Source organism: Scopulibacillus darangshiensis, assembly GCF_004341035.1.
In the GTDB taxonomy this organism is placed as follows: domain Bacteria; phylum Bacillota; class Bacilli; order Bacillales; family Sporolactobacillaceae; genus Scopulibacillus; species Scopulibacillus darangshiensis.
In genome coordinates this window covers 1-25,258 of sequence record NZ_SLXK01000052.1, presented here as the reverse complement: position 1 = coordinate 25,258, position 25,258 = coordinate 1, and the positions used below count along the sequence as shown (strand labels likewise).

Here is a 25,258-nt window from a genome sequence, read left to right as displayed (position 1 = left end):
TGTCGTTTTTTCTTGTCCCTTACATAAAAACGTGGTTTAACTCAGATAATATTCTATATTAATGTTATTAGAATTAGCATGGAAGGAGCTAGTTTTTCGTGAATAAAGAAAAGGAATTTGATCATCAGTTTAAAACTCGGGAAAACAGTGGTGAGCATCGGAACGGTCGGAAGAGCCAGTTTAAAAACCATAATTCTCAAGGAGAAGGAAACCCGAACGAATATATTAGCAAAACCGAAGAAAATACCGGTGCAAGGGAAGGATAGCAGTTGAAGTGCCCCAAAATCCTAAGAGATTTTGGGGCATCATTGTAACTCAAATAAAATTGTTACCGAAGGACAAACTGATAATTCATATAAAATTGTTGCTATGATAATGGTTATACAACATGTGTTTTATTGAGAGACTCCCCGCTGCCCCCATTGTGGCGGGGAGCAGGCAGTTTCTTAGCCTTTAACGGCCATTGTTTCTTTTTCAGCAGATGGGTGCATGATCTCCAGAGGGACCTGTATAAGTTCTATAACTAAAGCCTTGAAGTATTTATAGGACTGTCATTCCGCTATTTTGGCCAAAATGCTGTATTTGATGTTCGTATAGGACTGTGGTTTCGCTATCCGGACATTTAGGGGGTCATTTGCTTGGATTTTGGGCTAATAACGGAATCTGAGTCCTATTATAAGTGATGGCGCATCATTTATTTTTCTTTAGTTAAAAGGTATACTTAAAGACTTGAAGGATAAGAAAGAGGTGGCTTATTTGCCAAGTTTTAATCATTTAGGTATTCGCACTGAAATAAATCAAACACTTAAAGCTAATGGGATTGGTACGCCCACGCCCATTCAAGAAAAAACGATTCCAGTTTTACTGACTGGAAAGGATGTCATAGCCCAGGCACAAACCGGGACGGGGAAGACGCTAGCCTTCGTTCTGCCAATTTTAGAAATGATTGATCCCGCGATGTCGGGCATTCAAGCATTGATCATCACACCGACGAGGGAGCTTGCGCTTCAAGTTACAGCTGAAGTCAAGAAGATGGCGGCGGGATTTGATGAGGGTATTAATGTTCTGGCGGTCTATGGCGGCCAAGATGTGGAAAAGCAAATGAAAAAGTTAAAAGGTCCAAAGCACATCGTGATCGGCACACCCGGGAGGCTATTGGATCATTTACAGCGCGGGACTATTAAGCTTTCCAGTGTCTCCAAACTCGTTCTCGATGAAGCCGATCAAATGCTGCATATGGGGTTCTTAAATGACGTCGAAGATATACTTCAGCGTACGCCTTCTAATCGGCAAACGATGCTATTTTCCGCCACAATGCCGGGTCAAATTCGATCCTTGGCACGTCGCTATACACGTAAGCCTGAGGATATCCGCGTCGAAAATTCACGGGTCACCGTCGAAGAAACCAAACAAATAGCCGTAGAAACCACGGACCGAAAAAAGAAAGAGACGCTATGCGGCTTAGTAGACCTCTATCGGCCGTTTCTAGCCATCATTTTTTGCCGGACAAAACGAAGAGCCTCGACACTTAACAGCGGATTAAAAGAACTCGGCTATGAATCGGATGAGCTTCATGGCGACTTATCACAAGCCAAACGGGAACAAGTGGTAAAAAGGTTTCGCGATGCTAAGATTCAGTTGCTCGTAGCTACGGATGTCGCGGCCCGCGGGCTTGATGTTGAAGGTGTCACACACGTGTTCAACTACGATATCCCGCATGACGTGGAAAGCTATGTTCACCGGATCGGCCGGACGGGAAGAGCCGGCGGCACAGGGATGGCCGTCACTTTATTTACTGCAAAAGATCGCAGCACCCTGCAAATGATTGAAAAGGGCATTAACCTGACGATCAAAAAGAAAAGCGGCGAACAAGAGGTTTCACCCGTCAGCCGCGAGTCAAAAAAGGAAGCGAGTGAGAACCACCAAACGGGAAGACCTAATAAGGCGAAGCAAAGATCCAGTAGTAGGCACCGTGATGGAGGCAAAAAAGCAAGGCCGAGGCCATCAAACGAAAAAAGGCCAAGCAAAAGTAACCGAAGAACAAAGCCTAATAACAACAAAAGAAGAGGACGATAGACATGGGGAACCGTGTCTATTTCTTTAGGGATAATAACAAATCATTGACATATATTTTTGCGGCACATATATTTAGGTTACCTAACTAATTAATTTCAAAGGAGGATCGAAGGTGGGCGATCATGAAAATAATACAGTTCGAAGGCTGCTGCAAGCATTTATGACTTTTCGTAAAGCAGCATGGAAACCCAGTCCGGTGGCAGGGTGCAAGATGAGCGGCCTCATGGTGCTATTTGTTATAAAAAAAGGTACAACGCCAGATAAAATTGGGATGAAGGCTTCGGAAATCAGCCGCATTCTTAAAGTGACTTCACCCACGGTTACACAGATGATTAAGAATCTTGAGGCGAGTGGGCTAGTTGAACGCAGGACCAACCCTGAAGACAGAAGGGAGACCGCGATCAGGCTTACCGAGAAAGGTGAAAAAGTGCGAAAGAAGATGGAAGTCAAAGTCATGGCATCTTTTAAGGGTTTGGTTGATTATTTGGGGGAAGAGGAGAGCAATCATTTAACGGACCTATTAACTAAAGTCTATGACTACTTTGATTCAAGGGACATGGAAAGCGAGGTTGATAGAACATGATGAAATTATTACGGTTCTTAAAGCCGTATCGCGTACCGGTTGTACTTGTTTTGATTTTGACCTTTTTACAGACGCTGTCAAATCTTTACCTCCCGACGTTGATGTCTGACATTGTTGACGTTGGCATAGTTCAAGGCGATGTGCCTTATATCCTGAAAATTGGTGCATTCATGCTTGCAATTGCTGCCTTGTCAGTTGTTTTTTCAATCCTTGCAAGTTTTTATTCAGCAAAGGCTGCCTTAGGGTACAGCAGGGATCTTCGCAGCAGCGTTTTCAATCATGTTGAAAACTTTTCACTGCATGGATTTGATAAAATCGGCACGTCCTCACTGATTACCAGAACAACCAACGACATAACCCAAGTACAAAGGGTGACGGCTATGATGCTGCGGATGATGGTCATGGCACCGATGATGTGCATCGGCGGGATTATCATGGCTGTCTCCAAAGATGCTAAGCTCTCCCTAGTCATTGTGGCGGCTATTCCAGTGCTAGCTATCGCTATAATAATTGTTCAAAAAAAGGCGATACCGCTTTTTAAAGCGATGCAAAAAAAGCTTGATAAATTAAATCTTATTTTAAGGGAAGGGCTCTCAGGTGTCCGCGTTATTCGATCCTTTAACCGCATAGATCATGAGAAAGAGCGGTTTAAAGAATCAAACACAGAATTGACGAATACAGCCATTAAAGTTAACAAAATTATAGCTGCCTTAATGCCGATTATGATGATCGTTCTTAACTTTTCAACCATAGCTATTCTATGGTTCGGCAGCATCCGTATTGATCATGGGCACATGCAAGTTGGTGATTTAATGGCCTTTATTCAATATGCCATGCAAATCATGTTCTCGCTAATGATGGTTTCTATGATGTTTGTCATGATTCCCAGGGCTTCGGTGTCTGCTTCAAGGATCAATGAAGTGCTGGAATTAGAACCGGATATCCTAGACCCAGACCGAGTTATAACTGCAAATGAGCAAAAGGGGCATGTTGCCTTTCAAAATGTCACATTCAGCTTTCAAGGTGCCGAAAAGCCCGCTGTTTCCGATATTTCTTTCAGTGCGGAGCCGGGTGAAGTCACGGCGGTTATTGGCGGCACTGGGTCAGGGAAATCGACGATGATTAACTTGATCCCTCGCTTCTATGATGTTGATAGCGGGTCTGTATTAGTGGATGGTACTGATGTAAGGGATATGGCCCAGGGGGACTTGCGGGCAAAAATCGGTTTTGTTCCGCAAAAGGCTGTTCTTTTTAAAGGGACTGTTGCTGAGAATATCAGATTCGGAAATGAAACAGCGATGGATGAGGAAGTCTTTCAAGCAGCAGAAATAGCCCAGGCTGCTGAATTTGTGTCAAACTTAGAAAATGGTTTTGAAACGGTTATCGAAGAAGGCGGAGCGAATTTATCAGGGGGGCAAAAGCAGCGCCTTTCCATAGCCCGTGCCCTTGTCAGAAGGCCGGAAATTTACGTGTTTGACGACAGCTTTTCGGCATTGGATTTCAAAACGGATGCAAAGCTTCGGGCTCGCCTTAAGCAGGAAATAAGCGATTCAACCGTGATCATAGTGGCACAAAGGGTGAGCACCGTTATGGATGCCGACCGGATTATTGTGCTGGAAGAAGGGAAAATTGCTGGAATCGGCATGCACCAGGAGTTAATGAAAACGTGTGATGTTTATAAAGAAATCGTATCCTCACAGCTTTCAGAGGAGGAGATCGCATGAGTAAAAAGCATAAGTCCCCTGATGTAAGGGGCGGCATGGGGAGGGGCCATGGCATGATGGGGATGCCTCCTCAAAAGGCAAAAGACTTTAAAGGGACATTGAAAAGACTTATAGGATATTTAAAACCCTTTAAATATCATTTGCTTGCCGTTTTGATAACCGCAATTTTGAGTACGGTTTTTGCGATTTTGAGCCCAAAGATCCTTGGCAAAGCAACAACTAAAATATTTGAAGGCATGATGATGAAAATGAAAGGTGTCCCTGGAGCCGGGATCGATTTTGATTATATCTTAAACATCCTTCTTATATTGATCGGACTCTATTTATTTAGCGCTTTGTTCACCTATATCCAACAATACATTATGGCTGGAGTAGCGCAAAAGACTGTCTTTGCTTTGCGTGAGGAAGTGAATCAAAAGCTTTCCCGGATGCCGCTTAAGTTCTTTGATTCGCAATCACACGGCGATGTGCTTAGCAGGGTGATCAACGATATTGATAATATTAGCAGTACATTTCAGCAAAGCTTAACGCAACTGTTCAGGTCCCTGGTTACAATCGTCGGGGTCATTGTGATGATGCTGACAATCAGTCCTTTAATGACCCTTATCGTCCTTTTGACACTGCCGCTTAGTTTTTTCGTTACAGTGAAGGTTGCAAAACGCTCCCAGAAGTACTTTATGGGTCAGCAAAAGTCGCTTGGAGAGCTGAATGGCCATGTGGATGAAATGTACACCGGTCATAGAATTGTTAAAGCATTTGGCCGTGAGAAAAGGTCTATTGAACAATTTAATAGCATCAATGACAAGCTTTATGATGCTGGCTGGAAGGCCCAATTTGTATCTGGGATTATCATGCCGCTCATGATGTTTATCGGCAACATTGGTTATGTCTTTATCTGTGTCGTCGGTGGCATACTGGTGACGCATCGTACCATCCAAGTCGGTGATATTCAAGCCTTTATTCAGTATGCCAGACAGTTCTCTCAGCCGATCACACAGACAGCTAACATCGCAAACATCATTCAGTCAACTATTGCATCCGCCGAGCGTGTTTTCGAGATTCTTGATGAAGAAGAGCAAGTGCCGGAAGCGGTAAGAACGAAGGAAATCCCATCACCACAGGGAAATGTCGCATTTGAACAAGTGACATTTGGTTATAAAGAAGACAATATGCTTATAGAGGATATGACGATTAATGTGAAGCAGGGGCAAACAGTAGCCATTGTCGGCCCTACAGGTGCAGGGAAAACGACTCTAATCAATTTGCTCATGCGTTTTTATGAAATTGATGGTGGTAAAATCGCCATTGATGGTATTGATATTCGAGATATGGCGCGAGGCAGGTTACGCCGTTTGTTCGGTATGGTACTACAGGATACATGGCTCTTTAACGGGACAATAAAAGATAATATCGCTTATGGCCGCGAAGGTGCTTCAGATGAGGAGATCATACAGGCCGCTAAGGCAGCAGATGCCGACCACTTCATAAGAACTCTTCCGGAAGGTTATGAGACGGTACTAAATGAAGAGGCATCGAATTTATCACAGGGACAAAAGCAGTTGTTGACAATAGCCCGGGCTATTCTTGCAGATCCAGCCATTCTTATACTGGATGAGGCAACAAGCAGCGTGGATACGAGAACTGAGGTTTATATTCAAAATGCTATGAATGAGCTTATGAAAGGAAGAACGAGCTTCGTTATTGCCCACAGGCTCTCAACCATTAGAAATGCTGATGTCATCCTGGTGATGAATCACGGCAGCATTATTGAGAAAGGCAGCCATGAGATGCTTCTGGAAAATGATGGCTTTTATGCAGATCTTTATAACAGTCAATTTGCCAGTGCCTAGTGATAACTTGACGCTTTTCCAACGTGCATTTCCTTCTTCCTCTTTTTTATCCCAACAAAAATAAATTTTATTAAAGGAGGCTGATAAATTAATTTATCAGCCTCCTTCTTTCTTGCTCCTTCGACATTCGACAAAATAGGCTATTTGTCAAAATCTGTCGCATGTTATGTTTTGCCGAATCCTGTCGGTTTCGATTATGACCTTTCTACAAGTTTCGAAAATCGACAACATAAGCTGCATCTTCTTCCTCTTCTTTCGCGGTAAGCGACATTCTGCGTTTCATGGTAATACAACCCTAAGCCCTGTTCAGATGTCATCTGCGTTTCTTTTAAAGGCATCTTAGAAAGGCACCGATGATAATTAACTAGGCGAATAAAGAGGAATATACATTTTTAACTCTTGTTATAAAAAGACATCAGTTTAATATGTATACAACTAAGTATACTTGTATACGAAAAAAGAATACAAGTATACAAAAATGTTTTCTTCATGATTACTTTTGTGTAAACATGTATACGAATACGTACACATACTGCTATAAAGGAATGTGTACAATTTTGTTTCTATTGTAAACGATATTGTAAACATGTATACGGAAATGAATACAATGATAGTCTTGTTGACAAATGATGCCGTCTTTTTTATGTTTAAATTAGCGAATGATTATTGTATCTAAAAATGAAAGGATTGGTACGTTTGACTCAATCTAGAATCGCTGCTATTGATGTTGGAAATGATTCTCTTAAAGCATTATTTGGAAAACTAGATTCGGAATATTACATACCTAATGTTGTTGCGGTTGATACAGAAGATCGTCCTATTATTGGTATCGAAGAATTGGACAGCAAGGATCCTTTGAATGGCATTCATATTAGAATCCACTCCCCTGCCCTGAAAGAAAACAATGCTATTTATCGTGTTGGACATCTTGCTGCTAAGAGTGACAATGCTACTGAATTAGATCCAGGCAGTCATAAATCTGAAGAAGATCAGACGCTTGTGATGATGTTCGCTGCACTTGCGTTAGATGCTGTAAATGAAAAGAATGAAAAGATCTTTTCCCGTTCAAACCAGGTGGTTGACGCAAATTACACGCTTGGAACGGGATTGCCGCTTCGTGAGGTCAAAGAAGGCAAGGATGTTGGCTACCGCTCAAAGCTGTTAGGATCAGTCCATCAAGTAGAATTTTTGGTTACACCAAAATATCAAGGCAAGAAAGTTAACATTAAATTTGATGAAGTAAAGATTTACCCTGAGGGTTTTGCTGCTTTTATCAATCTTGTGATGGATAGTAATCTCAATCTAATCAATAAGGATTTAATCGATAAAAGAATTCTCATCCAAGACATTGGCGGCTTATCAACAGATATCGCTGTTATTAAAAATCGGAATGTCGATGATGACAAGGCGCAAGGCTATAACCTTGGTGTTTCAGAGGCATTGGAGACGATCAGAGAAGAGATTAACAAGAAACACGGTGTTGCGCTTGACAGCCGCCGGGATATCGTTGAAATCATTACTAAGAAAAATGACAGAAATCATATAATGGTAAAGGGCAGCCGGACAAGCGTTCATGACATTGTTGACCGGGTCCTTCTTGAATTGGCCAAAAAACAATACCGTCATCTCCGCAATGTATGGCAAAAGAACTCACAAACAGAAATTTGCTATTTTGTTGGCGGGGGCGCAATGGTTTTAAAAGAATATCTTAAAACCTTAAATAACAATCTTGATGGCTTTAATATTGATTTCTTTGAAGACGAAAAAGAAAGCATTTGGATGATGGCGAACGCCTATTACAAGTTAATCAGCGATTTTATTGCCAAGAGCAATAAAGCTGACAAAAATGAGAAAAAGGATAACAAGGAGAAAAAGGCTGAAAAAGTTGGTTCCAATAAATAAGGTGATGTTATGAACAGTAATGGGATTAAGAGGGGACAAGCCATTACCTTTCGTGTCCCTTCTGACACTCCTGACCATCTTCTCAAGCAATTACAGAAGCTTAAGGATAATGAGAAGCGTAACTTCTCAAGCAAAATGGCTGAGTATGTTCTCAATGGCGTTGGCCAATCACTTGCCAAAGAGAGAGAAACGCTGACCATTCCTCTTCCCCAAAGGCTTAACAAGGAACAACGCGATTGGGTCAAGCATGCGCATTCAGAGGCTCTGTTGGGGAATGTTATTTACCAATTATTGTTAGATCCAATTCGGGTGTCATCTGTCATGGCAACACTGAATAGCCAATCGTTAGATATTGACCAAGCTTTACATTTACAGGAATATTCAAACGCCGTTTCCACGGATGAAAAATCATTTGCTGCAAATCAGCAGAACAGCCAATTGGATGAGCTTGAGTTTGAAGAGGACTCCAGATATAACAATCCGCTAGACGCGGGGGATGATGATCTTGAACAATTTGATTGGGATAAAGCAAAACAGGAGCAATCCTCTGCTATTGATGAAAACGAGGAAAGTGATCAAGAGGAAACTGTGGAGGATCTTCTTGGCGGCTTTCTCTCGCGAATGAATGATTAATTATTTTCCGGGAAATAATTCGGCAACAAATTGCAAAAGGGCCAGACCATTAATGGGTCTGACCCTTTTTGTGGGCTAATCAGAGAGTATAAGTGCCTGCAAGCATTGGCCTTTCTGACGTACATAAGTGCAACTAAGCCTCTGCTGCGCCTATTAAAGGCTTGCCAATAGGCAGGTTTTCTTTATAAAATGATAAAGTGAAGTCAAAGAAATCAAGGATGATGATCATGAGTTTATTATCTGTGGAAAATCTTTATAAGACATATGGTGAAAAAGTGTTGTTTGATCATATTTCATTTGCTGTTTCTGAAAAGCAGCGGATCGGCTTAATCGGTGTCAATGGAACAGGCAAATCGACATTGCTAAAGGTTATTGCAGGAATCGAAACAGCTGAAGAGGGCGATATAGTCCATGCCAACCATTTTCATATTGAATATTTACCCCAGAATCCCGAATTTGCTGAAGAATTAACGGTCCTTGAGCAAATTTATTATGGTGATTCAGAATTAATGAAGGTGCTCCGTGAATATGAACAAGTATTACATGATCTTGAAACGGACTCAGAAAATAAGCGGAAACAGGAACGCTTTTTTGCCGTACAACAAAAAATGGATGAATGCGGAGCGTGGGAAGCGAATACTGTTGCGAAGACTGTATTGATGCGGCTTGGAATTACTGATGTGACAAAGTCTGTGAAGACATTATCGGGCGGACAAAAGAAAAGGGTAGCTATCGCCAAAGCCTTGATTCAACCTGCCGATTTGTTGATTTTGGACGAACCAACTAACCATTTGGACAATGAAACGATTGAATGGTTAGAAAGCTTTTTAGCACAATATCCAGGTGCTATTATCCTTGTGACTCACGACCGTTATTTCCTAAATCGTGTGACAAACCGGATTTTTGAATTAGACAAGGGGAAACTTTACAGCTATGACGGGAATTATGAGGTGTTTCTTGATAAAAAGGCTGAGAGAGAAGAAAAGGAAATATTAGATGAGAAAAAGCGGCAAAACCTTTTGCGCAGGGAATTAGCCTGGCTTCGCCGCGGTGCTAAGGCTAGAACGACAAAACAAAAGGCTCGCATCGGCAGAGTAGAAGAACTCAGAGATCAAAAGTCTGATATAGCAGATAGCAAAATGGAAATGGCGATCGGCTCGACGAGGCTTGGAAATAAAGTGTTGGAGATTGATGAGGTTTCAAAAGCGTATGGCAGTGAAAAAGTGATTGACCACTTCAGTTATCTTGTTGCCCCGAATGAACGTCTTGGGATCATAGGGCCAAATGGGAGCGGCAAAACAACATTGCTTAATATGCTGGCTGGCTTAATTCAGCCTGATGCCGGCTCAATTGAAGTTGGCCAAACGGTGAAAATAGGTTATTATACGCAAATTCATGTTGAGATGAACGGTGATTTGCGGGTTGTGGAGTATATTAAAGAAGCGGCCGAAGTGATCCACACAGCTGACGGCCATGTGATTACTGCAGAACAGATGCTTGAGCGCTTTTTGTTTTCTAGGGCGTCACAATGGACCTATATTCGCAAACTATCAGGCGGGGAAAGGCGCCGGCTTTATTTATTGCGGACATTAATGACGGCCCCCAATGTCCTGTTTTTGGATGAACCGACCAATGATTTAGATACTCAGACATTGTCTATTTTAGAAGACTTTTTGGATCAATTTCCCGGTGCTGTTATAACCGTATCCCATGATCGCTACTTTTTGGACCGTGTGGTTGATCACCTTATCGCTTTTGAAGAGGGCGGTGCCATTCGACGGTTTGAGGGGAACTACACGGAGTATTTGGAAAGCAAGGAAAAAGATAAGGTGTCTGTGGAAAAACAATCTAAGCCGAAAGATGAATCCAAGAAATCCATTTCTAAGAGGAATCGTACCAAGAAGCTTTCCTATAAAGAACAAATAGAATGGGATGGCATGGAAGAGCGGATAGATGAACTTGAACGGCAAGTTGAGGATCTTCAGGCAAGCATTGAAAAAGCAGGCAGCGACTCGATTAAAGTACAGGAGTTATTCAAGGAGCAGCAAAAGGTTGAACAAGAATTAGAACAGGCGCTTGAACGATGGACTGAATTGTCATTATTGGTGGAGGAAATTGAACAAAATAACTAACAAAAGGGCTGTTTGCGATGGACGGAAAAAACAGAAAAAATATTCACTCGGGACTTCAAGTGGATATTGTGCTGAAAAAGGACCAAAGGACGGGCAAGAGAACACGAGGGATAGTAAAGGATATCCTAACAAATTCCAGCTTTCACCCACATGGTGTTAAAGTCAGGTTGGAAGACGGACAAATCGGCAGAGTTCAGGAAATTATTGATGGTAATGGATCCTAAGGAAAGTTTGGGTACAGTAGTTAAACGCGTCATTGAGGGATTTATTGATAAATGAATTATGTGATATGATTAATTTATCATAATCCTACAAAAAAAGGGTGATCCCGATGGAAAAGTTTAATTCCAGCGAAGAGCTAATGGCTTACATCTCAAGCATGAGCCGTGAAAACTCAGTACGCCAGTTTTATATACCTGGTAAAGGGAAATTTACACTCGTTCTCCAAGAGGAGGATGAAGTGTCAATAGATACCGAGGTAAATGAAAATCCTGAACTAAAAAGAATGATCGAGGAGAGCAGGGAGCAATATAAGAAAGGGTTGGGTATGACAGCATCAGAACTTATAAAATCTTTATCCCCCAAGGATTTTAACTAATGAGTTCTCGTCGGCAAATCGTATGGATTATTAAATAGCCCTGTATTTAGTAAAGCATATACGGAAGAGACGGGTAAATATAAAGGTGTTTCCCGAATCACTATTAGGAAGTTTAGGGTTTATTTTGAATCACATGGTAATCAGTTGGTGATTATATCCATTCTCTTCCCCGGTGAAAAGCAATCCGCTGTGCCAAATTGGAGTAAAACAGCATGATGCCTTTCACCATACCCAGTAAGACAAACATATATCAACTTAATAAGTTTTTGCCACATGGTACTGCTTAAATTTTTTAAGCAGTTTAAAAGGGAAGTTCGGTATTTATCCCGACGCGGTCCCGCCACTGTATAGAGAAGCTGTCAGCTTGATCCCACTGTCTCACCTGAGACGGGAAGGGGCTAAAACAGCGATGACTCGAGCCAGGAGACCTGCCATTTGGAAGGACACTTAATAACCTACGGGAGATAGGAGGGTGTGGCGTCTTTTGTTATCAACAGATCATGATGTCTATTTTTTCACTCTTTCGGTAGAAAGGGTGTTTTTCGATTCTGTGAGAAAACAGCTTGAGAATAGGAGGAGAATCTTTTGGCAACAAAATCAAGTGTTTCAGTTAATCAATCACACACCGTACAAACAAAGCTGGTGATCCCGCCTGATACCAATCATATCGAGACGATTTTCGGCGGTCAGGTTCTTTCATATATTGATGAAATTGCGGCGATCTCTGCCATGAGGCATTGTAATAATGTCGTTGTTACGGCGTCCATTGACAGGGTTAATTTTGTCGGGTCGGCTAAAGTCGGTGATATATTAATTCTTGAAGCATTTGTAGCCTCCACAGGGAATACATCAATGGAGGTCTACGTGAAGGTGTACTCGGAAAATCTGTTAAAAAAGGAGAAGAAGCTCACAACGACATCTTTCCTAACAATGGTGGCTGTAGATGAATCGGGAAATCCGACAGAGGTGCCGACAGTCATGCCCGAAACGGAAGAACAGCAAGAACTATTTAACACCGCACAACGACGGAAAGCAGAACGCATAAAAGGACAGTCAAGCTCAGCTATAGGCGCTGCAAGGTAAGCAAAACCCTTTGCCGGATAATAGGCGAAGGGTTTTACAGCATTATTAAGACCGCGGCCGATCCTTTGTCGATGAATGGTAAAGCTCTTCCTGTACTGCTTCAATATTTGTATTACTGTACATATCAGTGTTATGACCGCCTGTAGTCCTTGCGATATATTCTTTTGCCTCGTTATAAGACATGCCCGAGTCAGCATTCTTCTGTTTCACTTTATCAATATCTGTACCTGCTGTGGTATATTTAGATTTTGGATTTTCAGCCAATGTCAGCACCTCCAATAAGTATAAGGTGGTCATAATGTTGCTTATTTATCCAGAAATGATAAGATTTTAAGTCTCTTTAGCGTCCCAATCAAATAAAAATATATATAACATGACAGGGTTATTTAACGGATATTAAGGGAAAGGTCAAATTAAGGGATTTTCTTAAATCTAGGATGGCAGCGAAAGGAGGCGCCCGTAATTGGCTCTAATCGAGAATTTTTCATTTATTATTTCATTATTGGGTGTTGTCGTTGCCCAGGTTTTAAAGGTGCCGATACATCTTATTGTAGCAAGGCGGCTGAAATGGGGCTTATTGATAAGCAACGGCGGTATGCCAAGCTCGCATTCTTGTGCGGTGACAGCCCTGGCAACAGGTGTTGGGTTAGAAGCAGGGTTTCGTTCACCGGTTTTTGCCGTGGCGGCAATGTTTGCGATTATCACGATGTTTGATGCGGCAGGTGTGCGACGGCAGGCAGGGGAGCATGCGTCCCTATTGAACCAGCTTCGGAAGGATTTCGCAACCTTTGTATCGGAATTTAAAAATTGGCAGCAAAAATCGGAATACGAAAAACAAAAGGATCTTAAGGAACTGCTCGGCCACAAACCAGCAGAAGTATATTCAGGTGCTGTCCTTGGCATTGTATTAGCTGTTGTGGTCCACGTTTATATGTGGTAATTTTCAAGGCAAAAAAAAGAGGGCTGAATCAGCCCAATATAGTATATATAACGATGGGGGAATATCGTTAGTTTCATGGTGTCCTAGAATGTAAGATTTTATACATCCAATATGAATTTTTCCCTAACAAGAATCAGTTATTTACTGCCATACGGCCTAAAGGGCCATTCTCATCAATAATATCCTGCAAATCATAGACAGAAATCGTGAACATCGGAAAGCCAAAAACATAAGGGGTAATCTCATAAAGCTGAAAATAGATAACAAGCGCTTTGTCCGCAATGTAGTAGTCTTGGTTGGGAGAAATCGTGGTAAAACCGTTAATGAGCTGGATATTGCGCTCTTTTATTTGCCTGCTGACAAGTGCTGAAAGTGTTTTGACATAGTCGCTTCCCGGTTTAAAAAGATCCTTAAGCCTGCAAAGCTTTCCGTTTTGCAGATCGAACGTTAAGGACTTAATATATGTCATCCCATGGGCAGCGTGGTAATGGTAGGTATAATTCGAGAGGGACAGACTTAAGACATTGCGCTCATTGGTCTTTATTTCGTATGACCCCATCATTTGCACAACTGTCGTCGGCATACTCCCGGTTTGCTGATTGATCAGCTTCCGGGTTTGGTCCGTAATTATATGATTGATGTATCTTTCTAATTCTTGGTTCTGCATACCAAACACTTTGGGATACAAAACCGTTTTATCCGGACCGCTGCCGATCTTAACCGTTCCAATGCTGACTGGCAAAGAATTCGCCACTTTTCTCATCCTTTTAGGCTTTTAACCTATATTATTCTCGCCATGGAGGAAGGTGTGCTTGCTTTTGCCTGACTGAATCACTTGTTTTTAATAAAAATGGCCAGACGCTATATAATCCTTGGCAGGTTGCCAAACGGACAGATGTTACGGCAGCATGGGATGAAGTCATAGCGCAAGGCGGCGCTCTCGTCTTATACAGAAAAGATTAATATACTATTCCCTGGCCAGCCTTTTTCGGTCTGCAGCACCCGGCGGCTGTTCCATCCAGCCATTATCAATGAGGATGTTGGCACCTTTCTGGGCAAATAAGGCAATTTCCGCAACCATTTTTGCATACACAACGCCTATATCCCTTCTTGGGCTTTGTGACATCGCTACGCCATATTGCGCAACTCCCGATGAGGTGAAGGCAGTAGCATGATACATCATCAATTTATCAGAAAAGGGCGGAACAGTGGAGGTTGTCACTTCCGATGTCACACTAAGTGTGGCGGACAAATAATCTTTGTTTAACAACCCGTTTAAATTTTCCAATTGTTTTCCTGTTAACTCTCTCGCTTGTTCAAAAAATTTGACGACCTCTGGGTTTTGCGCCACTTGGCTAAATCCTGTGGCAAACGCTTGGGCGACAGCATTCCTTTTTGTATTATAAACAAGGTTGGATATTTCAATAGCGAGCAGCGGCCTTCTATCAAACCATCCTGCCAAAAAATCAGTTCTTTTTACAAAGTCAATACCCTCGGGCTTCGGGATTTTTGGCGGTGCGATATAAAGCCCCTTTTTAACTTCTGTTGCTATTGAATCATTATGCAGTTTAATCGTTTCTTCCAGACATTTCGTGTAATAAGCAACGATATCTTCACGGCTGACAACGGCCAAAGCGTACCCGTAAGCTGACAGGGCAAATTTGCTTATATCGGTTATATGAATCAGATAAAGTGTATCAGAGAATAAACGCGAAGCATCAACATTGGCATCATATTTTTCATCAAAGCCTTTGGGCAGCGGTAAGTTTTCCTTCTTGAATATGTTGGTGACATCTGCAACATGTTCTTCTGCAATGTGCAAAGTGTATGCTATTAAAGAGCGAACGTCTCTATCCTCGACATGATTTAGGAAGTATTTATAGATACAAACTGCCATCGTATCGTTTTGGTATGATATCCAGAGGTTGGCGATCTCGGCTGATGTTAGGGGCGGAAGGTTTTGGGCTTTTTTCATAATACAATTACCTCCAAAGTTTTCTTTGGAGGTAATTTTCCCTAAACCTTATAAAAACATAAGGGATTTGTCGACTTTTTATTTTTCAAGTTCCTCTGCCGGCACAAAGAACTGGTTTTTTCGGTATGCAAGTGCTTCCATAGTAGCTACAAGCTCGCCGCTGCTTTCAACCCTTATTTTGTACCATGATGTCCGATTGTTCTTCTTTTCTTCGACAGCTGCAGCACTAAGGACGGAACCCTTCATTCCTGGTGCCATGAAATTAACCGTTGTGGATAAGCCTACGGAAGTTTTGCCATAAGAATTACATGCTGCAGCAAAGACAAAGTCGGCCAAAGCAAAGATAATAGCGCCATGCACCGTACCGTGGGCATTTAACATATGATCCTTTATATTTAATTCTGCTGTCGCTGTGCCTGCACCAAGCTCGGTTAGCTTAATGCCGAGGAATTGGGCATACGGCTCCTGTTCCAATGTTGAGAAGATTTCATTATAATACTTTTTGTGGATCTCTTGTTCATTGATCTGCATCGTCCTATGCCTCCTGTATGTATTTTTCAAAATTGCTGTATAACTTTACTATACAATATTAAGAGGCGAATGAGAGATTATTTGTTTGGAGTGGTAAAGATGAATGAACCATGGACACCGGAACAGGTCGTTTCTGAAAGAGCTGCAGCCGGGTTAATTGCAGCACAATTTCCGGCCTTACCCCCTTTAAGTATAGTTGAGTATGGCAAAGGTTTTGATAACACCGTTTATCTTGTGAATAATGATTATATTTTTCGGTTTCCTAGGAGGCAAATAGCTGTTGAGTTATTGAAAACAGAAAGTTCTTTATTGCCAAAATTAGTTAATTTCCTTCCGCTTTCAATCCCTGAACCTGTCTTCCTTGGCAAGCCAAGTGATGACTATCCATGGCCATTTACCGGCTACAAAGTAGTTAGAGGCGACACGCCGGGCAAATTAACTAGAGCGCAGCATATGGGAGCGGCAGAGCCGATTGCTCACTTTCTGCGGAAACTGCACAGCTTTCCTGTTGAAATGGCTGAAAGATGCGGCGTTAAGCAAGACGCTCTTGGCCGTATTGATCTTGCCAAGAGAATACCGATGCTTGAGGAAAATGTGAAAAAGTTAGGTGCTTTTGGTGTTTGGGAAAACATTGGTCAACTAGAGAATTACCTTGAATCTTTGTGTGTGGTTAAGCCGACAGGGAAAGCCGTTCTGACTCATGGCGATATTCATATTCGTAATATCGTAGTGAACAAAAGAGGCGTTTTGTCTGGTGTCATCGATTGGGGCGACACCCATATTGGAGACCCGGCGGTTGATCTAGCCTTCATTTACAGCTTTCTCCCGCCAGAAGGCAGACAAATTTTCTTTAATATATATGGTGAAGTAGATGTTAGCACAAAAAAGATTGCCAGGTTTAAAGCAATATACACGACTGTTTTACTGCTATTGTATGGGCATGATCATAATGATGATAAGCTTGTTGCAGCAGCAAGGGACAGCTTGAATCTGGCCTTGGAAGGATAAATAAAACAAAGAGTGAGAGGAAGTGTCTTCATAGGTGTGATGAAGACATTTTTTGTATTCATTGACCAAATTGTTCAAATAGCTGGTTATTTCCTCGGCAATATACATAAGCCGATTTTTTCTGTTCCGTGAAAGTCTCTGATATATTTAAGATAAATACGAAGTATTACTTAATTTAGATAGGGGTTGTAATGATGATTAAAAACATTGGCGATTGGTTAGGGAAGGGTATTTCTCCTGAAACATTTATGAAGAAAATGAAGAAAAACCGTGATTTGTTTGAATCCAAATATCAATTATTCCACTTAACTGAAGAGGATGAGGCATTTTTTACTGATGCTGCGTCTAAGAATATTCGCTGTGTTATCATCACGGCTGATTGGTGTGGTGATGCTGCAAGGAGCATCCCTGTTGTCTTTCAAATCATGGAGAGTGCGGGGATCCCGATTGAGGTTTTCATTGTTGATGATAATCCAGATCTGATTGACCAATTCCGCGTTCTCGGCGGGCGCTCGGTCCCGGTTGTCTTATTTACCAGTGACAATGGCGATGTGTTGGGGCAATGGGGACCGCGTCCAGCCTATATTCAGGAGCCGATGGTTGAATTTAAAGCGCTGGGACTTGACCCCGAATCCGAAGAATATCAAACAAAAATCATGGATGTCAGGAAAGAGATTGTCCGCCGTTATGGAGAAGGTGCGGAATACCAACCGCTTGTTGTAAAGGAACTGCGCGAGCTGCTAAAGGAAATATCCTAAGCCCAAAATATCTTAAACTGAATCACGAAAACAGGCTCCTCTGAATTCATTTATTAAGAGCAAGGTCTTTTAAGCTCTTAATGATGACAGAGGAGTTTTGCTATGGATGATTTGAATTTAATTCCTTATACGGTTAAACAAAGAATGGAACAAGCAAATGAAACGCCGGCGGGCATTGAGTTGATTAAAGCACCTCGGCTGTGGCGGTTGGGCTGTAAAGGACAAGGTATTGTCGTCGCTGTATTGGATACAGGGTGTCAGTGGGATCACATCGATTTAAGAGGCCAGGTCATAGACGGAAGAAATTTTACAAAGGATTATAATGGGGATCCTCACAATTTCTATGACAATCATTATCATGGTACACATGTCGCCGGGACAATTGCAGCAAGGGAAAATGATGAAGGGGTCGTCGGCGCGGCACCGGAAGCCAAACTGCTAATTGGAAAAGTTGTGGCTGAGGATGGCACAAGCACATATCAGAATGTCATTGATGGCATTCATTACGCGATCGATTGGCGTGGGCCGGGGGGCGAAAAGGTTCGGGTCATATCCATGTCCCTAGGAGGCAAAAAGGATGACCCTCATCTCCACGACGCTATCAAAAGAGCGGTAAGAAAAGGGATTATGGTAGTATGTGCTGCCGGTAATAATGGTGACGGCAAAGTAATAACAACTGAGATTACTTATCCGGGGGATTATCCAGAGGTCGTATCAGTTGGGGCGGTGACTTTGGATAAACAGCCAGCTGAATTTTCGAATACAAACAAAGAAATTGACCTTGTTGCTCCTGGTGTGGATATTAAATCCACGATTCCATTAAACAAATATGCCGTCCTATCCGGAACGTCAATGGCGACACCCCATGTATCGGGGGGAGCGGCGGTTCTTATTAACGGATTTGAAAGTAAGCTAAGACGCAGATTAACAGAGCCTGAGATGTATAAATTGCTCACAAAGCATACAGTATCTTTAGATGAAAGCAGAAAAGCTGAAGGGCATGGCCTGTTAGACCTTTCAAAAGGCATTAAACCAAAGAAATAAAAGGGAAAAGCTGCACTTGGTTTGGTTAATATGAGTATCTTTCGGACAAAAATCCCGTAAAATTTCGGGGGGGTGCCTGTAAATTTCGGGTATTTGTCCGTAACTTTTTTTGGCCTGTATATTTTCTCTTGGGACAATCATATACATAAATTATTAACTTTCTATTTCTAGCGATAATGGCGGAAGGAGTGAAAAAGAATGAAGCACTTAATCATGTTCCTATTGATAGGATTTGCCGCTCAGCTTATTGATGGAGCTTTGGGAATGGCATATGGGTCAACTTCAACATCTCTGCTATTAACATACGGTGTTGCCCCAGCAATGGCTTCCGCATCTGTACACTTGGCAGAAATTGTCACAACCGGCGTATCTGGGTTATCACATATAAAATTAGGGAATGTGGACCGGCATCTTATCTTGAAACTTTCGGTACCGGGGGTAGTAGGCGCATTTTTTGGTGCCTGTTTTTTAAGTTGGTTACCCGGGCACATTGTAAAACCGTACATTTCAATTTTTCTCTTGTGCCTAGGTGTTTATATTGTCTTTCGCTTTCTGTTTCAAAAAAAGGAGAAAAAGAAGAGGCAGATCAAAGCTCTTTCTAAAGGTCAAATGACTATACTCGGTCTGTTTGCCGGGTTTGCAGACTCTACAGGGGGAGGGGGCTGGGGACCCGTTGCCACTCCGGTCCTTCTTACGAAAGGCATTCCAGCCAGAAAGGTCATTGGTTCCGTTGACACAAGTGAATGTGCCGTAGCTTTGGCATCTACAATTGGTTTTTTCCTTGCTATGGGGTGGGAGCAAATCCATTGGGGCTGGGTGTTCACATTAATGATTGGGGGGATCCTGGCAGCCCCTCTAGCAGCTTGGTTAGTCAAAGTTCTTCCTTCTTCCTTCTTAGGTGTATCAGTGGGAGGACTCATTATTTTAACGAATATCCGGCTGTTATTTCAGACCTGGCCAATCCCCAGAAATTGGATCTTAATGATTTATAGCCTGATTGTTATCGGTTGGGGCATAGCTATTTTCATGACGTCCTTAAAAGTTAAAAAAGGGCCATTTATGACTTTATAATCATAAAGTGACCCTCAGCTATCTTAATGGCTCTTTTCCTTGTTCAAATGACTATGCCTTTTTGAATATAAGAAATAAACGGCAGTGCCGACAGCAATCCATATAACAAATGAAATCCAAGTCACACCAGGTAAGCTTATGGATAAATAAATACATAATAAAGCACCAACGGCCGGCAGTACAGGAACGAACGGAACCCGAAAAGCAGGTTTCAATTCCGGGTGCTTCCTGCGAAGGACAATAATGGCCAACGAAACCAACGTGAAAGCTGCCAATGTTCCCATATTGACAAGGTGAGCAAGCGTTGTTAAATCAACAAAACCGGCAATTCCCGCCGCAACAAAGCCTGTTAACCATGTATTTGTAAAGGGTGTTTTGTATGTTCGGTGCACCTTCGATAATAGCTTTGGCAGCAAACCGTCCCGAGCCATCGCATAAGATAAACGGACCTGAGCATATACCAGTGCAAGTAAGACAGTTGTAATGCCTATAACTGCCCCTACCGAAATTAATCCAGCTAGACGGTCCTCTCCGACAAATTTCAGTGCAAAGGATACGGGATCAGCAACATCCAAATGAACATATGGAATCATTCCCGTTAAAACAAGTGATACAGCCATATATAAAAGGGTGCATATGGCAAGTGACGTTATAATTCCAATAGGCATATCCCGTTGCGGTCGTTTAACCTCTTCAGACGCTGTTGCAATAACATCAAACCCAATATAGGCAAAGAAAACCGTTGCCGCGCTCGTAACAACACCTTGAAAGCCAAACGGCATAAAGGGTGTCCAATTTTCAGGTTTTACATAGCCAATTCCTGCGCAGATAAATATTAGGATTACGATGAGTTTAATAATAACCATGATGTTATTAAAACGTGTGCTTTCCTTGACGCCTTTGCTGACAATAGCAGTGATGACTAAGATTATTATGACAGCTGGCAAGTTAACTATTCCTCCTGGGCCTGCTCCTGGAGCGGAGGAGAGCAATTTTGGAATATGAATGCCAAATCCAGCTATTAACGATTGGAAATATGCCGACCAGCCGGTAGCAACAGCCGAAATGGCTAGAACATATTCAAGCATTAAGTCCCAGCCGATCAAAAAGGCAAAAACCTCGCCTAGTGTAGCATATGTATAGGTATAGACACTTCCTGATATAGGAACAGCTGAAGAAAACTCTGCATAGCATAGAGCCACAAGTACACAAGCAACACCCGATAAAATAAACGAGATAATAATGGCGGGGCCAGCACTTTCAGCCGCCACAACCCCCGTAATAACAAAAATTCCCGTACCGATGACGCAGCCTACGCCAAGGAAAATTAAATCAATTAAGCTTAACGTCCGTTTTAGCTCCTTCTTTTGAGCTAACATGGTGTTAACAGACTTTTTTCGAAATAATGACTTCATAGATGCCTCCCGTTACAAGACCAATAAATAGATTATAATTTCCTTTTTTCGATAATGCAAAAAAGCCCATCAAAGAAGGGCTTTTATTTTTTGAAACGATATGGCACAGTAGCGATAACGATATTTTTTGTTCTAACCAAATAAGCTCTTATGATAACTCCCGATTGATTATGAAGCAGACTTTGCCACCACTTTTTTGTATAAAATTGCGGCATAACGACTGTGACGGTTGTTCCGGACTTTTCTGTTTTATATAATACTGTATCGATAAATTTACTTAATGGCGTCAGCACGCTTCGATAAAGGGAATGCAGCGTAACCAGCCTGATATCGGTATCCCATTGTTCCCATTGTTCTTCCATGCGATCAATGGCCTCCTCGCTCGATCCTACAAAGACAGCAATCACATTATCTGATAACGATCTGGCGTAAATTAATGATTGCTTAACCACTTGGGTGACCCCGGCGACGGGAACAATGATCACATTATCAGCAACATCAACATCCTTAAGCTTATTGGATAAGTCGACCCTTAGTTGATCGCCAACAGCTAGATAATGCTTGTGAATCTTATGGAAAACAAAGATCACCAAAGGGATGAAGATAATTGAAAACCAGACGTGTTGGAACTTGGTAATAAAGAAAATGATAAGTATCAGATAACAGATTAAAGCCCCCGCTAAGTTCGCCAATAATTTTGGTATCCAGCCTTTTGGCCTTTCTCTGATCCATTTAATTATCATCCCCGTTTGTGACAGGGAAAACGGAATGAAAACACCGACAGCATACAATGGAATAAGGTTCTCAGTGTTCCCTTGGAAGATAACAATAAGAAAGATTGATGCAACGCCAAGAGTGATAATACCATTGGAATAGCCGAGACGATCCCCTCTGACAGTAAACGGGCGAGGCATAAATTTATCCTTAGCTAAATTAAAGGCAAGCAGCGGAAATGCAGAAAAGCCTGTGTTCGCTGCCAAAACTAAAATAAGAGCCGTTGTTGCCTGAATAAAATAATAAAAGATATTGCGCCCAAAGATCAATGATCCAAGGTGGGATAAAACCGTTTCCTTTGCGGAGGGAGCAATGCCATACCAATAAGCCAAAAAGACAATTCCACTAAATAGTAAAGCTAAAATGCTTCCCATCATCACTAAGGTAGCGGCGGCATTCTTTGGTGCCGGGTCCTTAAAGTTAGGTATCGCATTCGAAATGGCTTCAACGCCGGTTAACGCTGAACAGCCCGATGAAAATGCCTTTAATAAAAGGAACAATCCCACACCCATCACAGGAGTGCCAATAGCCGTATGGGCCGTTGCCGGGGCATGTCCAGTTAAAACCTGAAAAAGCCCGGCGATGATTAAGACACCTAGTGCCAAGACAAATAAATAAACGGGATAGGCTAAAACTGTTGCAGATTCCGTTAGGCCTCTAAGATTTAAAATGGTGATGATTGCTACAAGCACCACAGCAATGCCCACGTTATAAGGGTGAAGCAATGGGAATGCTGACGTAATGGCGTCGGTTCCGGCTGAGACACTTACGGCAACTGTTAAGATATAATCAATTAATAATGACCCGCCTGCGATTAGGCCAAAGTTCATTCCCAAGTTTTCTTTGGCCACCATATAGGCGCCCCCTCCATGGGGATATGCCTGTATGATTTGACGGTATGACAAAATCAACGCTGTCAATAAAACCAGGACACCGACTGCAATGGGCAATGAATACCAAAAGGCGGCAATGCTTACCGCAGCTAAAACAATAAGAATTTGTTCCGGGCCATAGGCTACAGATGAAAGGGCATCTGATGAGAGAATAGCGAGAGCCTTTAACTTATTTAACTTCTGTTCCTGCAATTCGTTTGACTTTAAGGGCCTTCCAATTAGAATACGTTTGATCTTGCTCCACATTTATACCACCTGCAAATCCTATTTTAAAAATTATTAAAGCCGCGTTATAATAAAAAAGCACACGAAAAAGCCACAGAGGTCAGTTACTCTGCGGTTATTTTAACCAGACAAAGATGCCACCATCCTCTCTTCAGACGCTTACGAGGTTAGCTGACGGATTCGGGCGTAAAGAGTCGCCCTACCTTTTGCAAAAGGATTCACCCCAGTTGGCTTTGAGCCAATAAATGGTTCCCCCGTTTCAAGAAATCGAATTCAGCGGTATAAGATTTTGGAAACTTAAATTTGATAATAGCTTACTACTAGTCATATTTAGTTGTAAATTGGCAAAAACACGCAGTGAAACGCTTACAAATTATATTTACCGCCTTTTACTCTATTTTTAAGCCATTTAATCTAAAGTTCCAAATTCCCTTAAAATGGATAACTCCTATATCAAAAAGCATAGATGCTTCAGATTCATGTATAATACAAGTTATAAAAAGAAGTTGAATTAAAGAGGTGGCACATGACATATGATGTGATTGTCGTCGGCGGCGGACCGTCTGGACTAATGGCCTCCGTTGCTGCAGCCGAAGAGGGGGCTTCAGTCCTGCTTGTGGACAAAGGTGACAAGCTAGGCCGAAAGCTTGCGATATCCGGCGGCGGACGCTGCAATGTGACGAATAGAATGCCAATTGATGAATTGATCAAGCACCTTCCTGGCAATGGGAGGTTTTTATACAGCGCATTTTCTGAGTTCAATAATGAGGACATTATTACTTTTTTTGAAGGACTCGGAATTAAATTAAAGGAAGAGGACCATGGACGAATGTTTCCGGTCTCTGACAGTGCCAAGTCTGTTGTGAATGCTTTATTGAAGAAAATTAGCAGTTTGAATGTGGCAATTAAAGTGAATACACCGGTTGAGGCATTGCTTTATCAGGATTGTAAGGTCAAAGGAATTAAGCTTAAGTCTAAGGAAAAGATCCTGGCATCCAGCGTGATCGTGGCAGTCGGCGGCAAATCGGTTCCGAACACAGGATCAACTGGTGACGGCTATCCATGGGCAAAGCAAGCTGGTCACACGATAACGGATTTGTATCCAACTGAGGTGCCGCTGACATCCAAGGAAACTTTTATTAAAAACAAGGCATTACAGGGATTATCGCTGCGAGATGTCGCCCTGACGGTGAGGAATCCTAAAGGGAAAGCGATTAAAACCCATCGCTGGGACATGTTGTTTACCCATTTTGGCTTATCAGGCCCAGCTGTCCTCCGCTGCAGCCAATATGTCGTAAAGGCATTGAAGAAATTTAAAACACCTTATATCGACGTTGAGATCGATACACACCCGGATCTAAACGAAGAAGAGGTTTTTCAAAAGCTTACTAAACTTGCAAAGGATGAGCCGAAGAAGGCACTTAAGAACGTGTGGAAAGGCATTGTCCCCGAAAGATATATGATGTTTCTGTTTGATGAGGTCAACCTTTCTCCTGAAACAACCTTTCATCAACTGCCAAAAGAAAGCATTCGCAGCATGGCTAAGGCCCTAAAGAGTTTCTCGGTAAAAGTTGACGGAACCCTAACAATCGAAAAAGCATTCATCACCGGCGGAGGGGTATCATTAAAAGAAATTGATCCAAAGACGATGGCATCGAAGAAAATGCCTGGTCTCTTCTTTTGCGGCGAAGTGCTTGACATTCACGGCTACACAGGCGGGTATAATATTACAGCTGCGTTCGTGACAGGGCATGCCGCAGGAGAGAACGCCGCACGGTGCGGGAAATAGGCATGAATTGGATATATGCTCCATATGAAGACCCGAAGTCGATAAAAAAGCGAGGGAAAGGTCGCTCATGAGAGTGATGAACGGCCAAAACCCGCCAATGAGAGAAGGAAAGGGCCTTCATCCGAATGATGAAGGCCAAAAATCATCAAGTATTTTTTATACCCGGATTATTCATAGGACTAACCGAAGAAGCAATTTGGATGAAAATTGGCAAACGCCTTCATTTATTTCGGAATTTGAAGGTGTTTTTCTAG

At 42.2% G+C, this 25,258-nt stretch carries 24 protein-coding genes and 2 riboswitches; of the genes, 18 read left to right on the top strand and 6 right to left on the bottom strand.

Annotated features, from left to right (window positions below; all coding sequences use genetic code 11):
• Nucleotides 1-98: 98 nt before the first annotated feature.
• From EV207_RS23210 to EV207_RS20530, 11 genes are all read left to right on the top strand, one after another.
• Nucleotides 99-266: a hypothetical protein gene (locus EV207_RS23210; protein ID WP_165887025.1), complete on the top strand. Its 168-nt coding sequence runs from the start codon at nt 99-101 to the stop codon at nt 264-266.
• A gap of 481 nt (nt 267-747) precedes the next feature.
• Nucleotides 748-2,076: a DEAD/DEAH box helicase gene (locus tag EV207_RS20575; RefSeq protein ID WP_424511390.1), complete on the top strand. Its 1,329-nt coding sequence runs from the start codon at nt 748-750 to the stop codon at nt 2,074-2,076.
• A 112-nt stretch (nt 2,077-2,188) separates the two neighbouring features.
• Nucleotides 2,189-2,659, top strand: a complete 471-nt coding sequence (locus EV207_RS20570; RefSeq protein WP_243647185.1) for a MarR family winged helix-turn-helix transcriptional regulator — start codon at nt 2,189-2,191, stop codon at nt 2,657-2,659.
• On the top strand, nt 2,656-4,383 hold the full coding sequence (locus tag EV207_RS20565) for an ABC transporter ATP-binding protein (protein ID WP_132748043.1): 1,728 nt from the start codon (nt 2,656-2,658) through the stop codon (nt 4,381-4,383). The genes EV207_RS20570 and EV207_RS20565 overlap by 4 nt, the downstream gene beginning before the upstream one ends.
• The gene (locus EV207_RS20560) at nt 4,380-6,233 is read left to right on the top strand and encodes an ABC transporter ATP-binding protein (RefSeq protein WP_132748042.1); all 1,854 of its coding nucleotides are present in this window, start codon (nt 4,380-4,382) and stop codon (nt 6,231-6,233) included. The genes EV207_RS20565 and EV207_RS20560 overlap by 4 nt, the downstream gene beginning before the upstream one ends.
• Nucleotides 6,234-6,929: 696 nt before the next feature.
• Nucleotides 6,930-8,135, top strand: a complete 1,206-nt coding sequence (locus EV207_RS20555; protein ID WP_132748041.1) for a ParM/StbA family protein — start codon at nt 6,930-6,932, stop codon at nt 8,133-8,135.
• A 9-nt stretch (nt 8,136-8,144) separates the two neighbouring features.
• The gene (locus tag EV207_RS20550) at nt 8,145-8,768 is read left to right on the top strand and encodes a hypothetical protein (protein ID WP_132748040.1); all 624 of its coding nucleotides are present in this window, start codon (nt 8,145-8,147) and stop codon (nt 8,766-8,768) included.
• Nucleotides 8,769-8,995: 227 nt separating this feature from the next.
• Nucleotides 8,996-10,900 (top strand): ABC-F family ATP-binding cassette domain-containing protein, encoded by a 1,905-nt coding sequence (locus EV207_RS20545; protein ID WP_132748039.1) that lies wholly within the window; start codon nt 8,996-8,998, stop codon nt 10,898-10,900.
• A gap of 17 nt (nt 10,901-10,917) precedes the next feature.
• The gene (locus EV207_RS20540) at nt 10,918-11,124 is read left to right on the top strand and encodes a YwbE family protein (protein WP_132748038.1); all 207 of its coding nucleotides are present in this window, start codon (nt 10,918-10,920) and stop codon (nt 11,122-11,124) included.
• Between the two features lie 107 nt (nt 11,125-11,231).
• A complete protein-coding gene (locus EV207_RS20535; RefSeq protein ID WP_132748037.1) occupies nt 11,232-11,498 on the top strand; it encodes a hypothetical protein in 267 nt (88 codons plus the stop codon).
• 257 nt (nt 11,499-11,755) lie between these two features.
• A riboswitch (cobalamin riboswitch) is annotated at nt 11,756-11,948 on the top strand.
• 135 nt (nt 11,949-12,083) lie between these two features.
• Complete coding sequence (locus EV207_RS20530; protein ID WP_132748036.1) at nt 12,084-12,581, top strand: acyl-CoA thioesterase; 498 nt, start codon at nt 12,084-12,086, stop codon at nt 12,579-12,581.
• Nucleotides 12,582-12,626: 45 nt separating this feature from the next.
• On the opposite strand, the gene EV207_RS20525 is transcribed toward EV207_RS20530, so the two are convergent.
• A complete protein-coding gene (locus EV207_RS20525) occupies nt 12,627-12,845 on the bottom strand; it encodes a gamma-type small acid-soluble spore protein (RefSeq protein ID WP_132748035.1) in 219 nt (72 codons plus the stop codon).
• 199 nt (nt 12,846-13,044) lie between these two features.
• Between EV207_RS20525 and EV207_RS20520 the strand changes: the two genes are divergently transcribed.
• Complete coding sequence (locus tag EV207_RS20520; RefSeq protein WP_132748034.1) at nt 13,045-13,521, top strand: divergent PAP2 family protein; 477 nt, start codon at nt 13,045-13,047, stop codon at nt 13,519-13,521.
• Nucleotides 13,522-13,654: 133 nt separating this feature from the next.
• Here the strand turns inward: EV207_RS20520 and EV207_RS20515 are convergent, their stop codons facing one another.
• The 3 genes from EV207_RS20515 to EV207_RS20505 form a co-directional block, all read right to left on the bottom strand.
• Nucleotides 13,655-14,275 (bottom strand): DUF3298 and DUF4163 domain-containing protein, encoded by a 621-nt coding sequence (locus EV207_RS20515; protein ID WP_243647184.1) that lies wholly within the window; start codon nt 14,273-14,275, stop codon nt 13,655-13,657.
• Nucleotides 14,276-14,488: 213 nt separating this feature from the next.
• Nucleotides 14,489-15,496, bottom strand: a complete 1,008-nt coding sequence (locus EV207_RS20510) for a DUF3231 family protein (protein WP_132748032.1) — start codon at nt 15,494-15,496, stop codon at nt 14,489-14,491.
• A gap of 78 nt (nt 15,497-15,574) precedes the next feature.
• A complete protein-coding gene (locus EV207_RS20505) occupies nt 15,575-16,027 on the bottom strand; it encodes a hotdog fold thioesterase (RefSeq protein WP_132748031.1) in 453 nt (150 codons plus the stop codon).
• A gap of 99 nt (nt 16,028-16,126) precedes the next feature.
• On the opposite strand from EV207_RS20505, the gene EV207_RS20500 reads away from it, so the two are divergent.
• From EV207_RS20500 to EV207_RS20485, 4 genes are all read left to right on the top strand, one after another.
• Nucleotides 16,127-17,035 carry a phosphotransferase gene (locus tag EV207_RS20500; protein WP_132748030.1) on the top strand — a complete coding sequence of 303 codons (909 nt, stop codon included), beginning with the start codon at nt 16,127-16,129 and terminating at the stop codon, nt 17,033-17,035.
• A gap of 191 nt (nt 17,036-17,226) precedes the next feature.
• The gene (locus EV207_RS20495) at nt 17,227-17,793 is read left to right on the top strand and encodes a thioredoxin family protein (RefSeq protein WP_132748029.1); all 567 of its coding nucleotides are present in this window, start codon (nt 17,227-17,229) and stop codon (nt 17,791-17,793) included.
• Between the two features lie 102 nt (nt 17,794-17,895).
• A complete protein-coding gene (locus EV207_RS20490; protein WP_132748028.1) occupies nt 17,896-18,837 on the top strand; it encodes a S8 family peptidase in 942 nt (313 codons plus the stop codon).
• A gap of 198 nt (nt 18,838-19,035) precedes the next feature.
• On the top strand, nt 19,036-19,908 hold the full coding sequence (locus tag EV207_RS20485; protein ID WP_132748027.1) for a sulfite exporter TauE/SafE family protein: 873 nt from the start codon (nt 19,036-19,038) through the stop codon (nt 19,906-19,908).
• Between the two features lie 23 nt (nt 19,909-19,931).
• On the opposite strand, the gene bcaP is transcribed toward EV207_RS20485, so the two are convergent.
• On the bottom strand, nt 19,932-21,323 hold the full coding sequence (bcaP, locus tag EV207_RS20480; protein WP_132748026.1) for a branched-chain amino acid transporter BcaP: 1,392 nt from the start codon (nt 21,321-21,323) through the stop codon (nt 19,932-19,934).
• 83 nt (nt 21,324-21,406) lie between these two features.
• Nucleotides 21,407-23,236 (bottom strand): APC family permease, encoded by a 1,830-nt coding sequence (locus EV207_RS20475; RefSeq protein WP_132748025.1) that lies wholly within the window; start codon nt 23,234-23,236, stop codon nt 21,407-21,409.
• Nucleotides 23,237-23,355: 119 nt separating this feature from the next.
• A riboswitch (cyclic di-AMP (ydaO/yuaA leader) is annotated at nt 23,356-23,504 on the bottom strand.
• Between the two features lie 237 nt (nt 23,505-23,741).
• On the opposite strand from EV207_RS20475, the gene EV207_RS20470 reads away from it, so the two are divergent.
• Both EV207_RS20470 and EV207_RS23310 read left to right on the top strand, forming a co-directional pair.
• Entirely contained in the window at nt 23,742-25,004 is a 1,263-nt protein-coding gene (locus EV207_RS20470) for a BaiN/RdsA family NAD(P)/FAD-dependent oxidoreductase (RefSeq protein ID WP_132748024.1), read from the top strand.
• Between the two features lie 73 nt (nt 25,005-25,077).
• Nucleotides 25,078-25,258: hypothetical protein (locus EV207_RS23310; RefSeq protein ID WP_207902984.1), on the top strand; the 181-nt coding region annotated here is incomplete at its 3' end.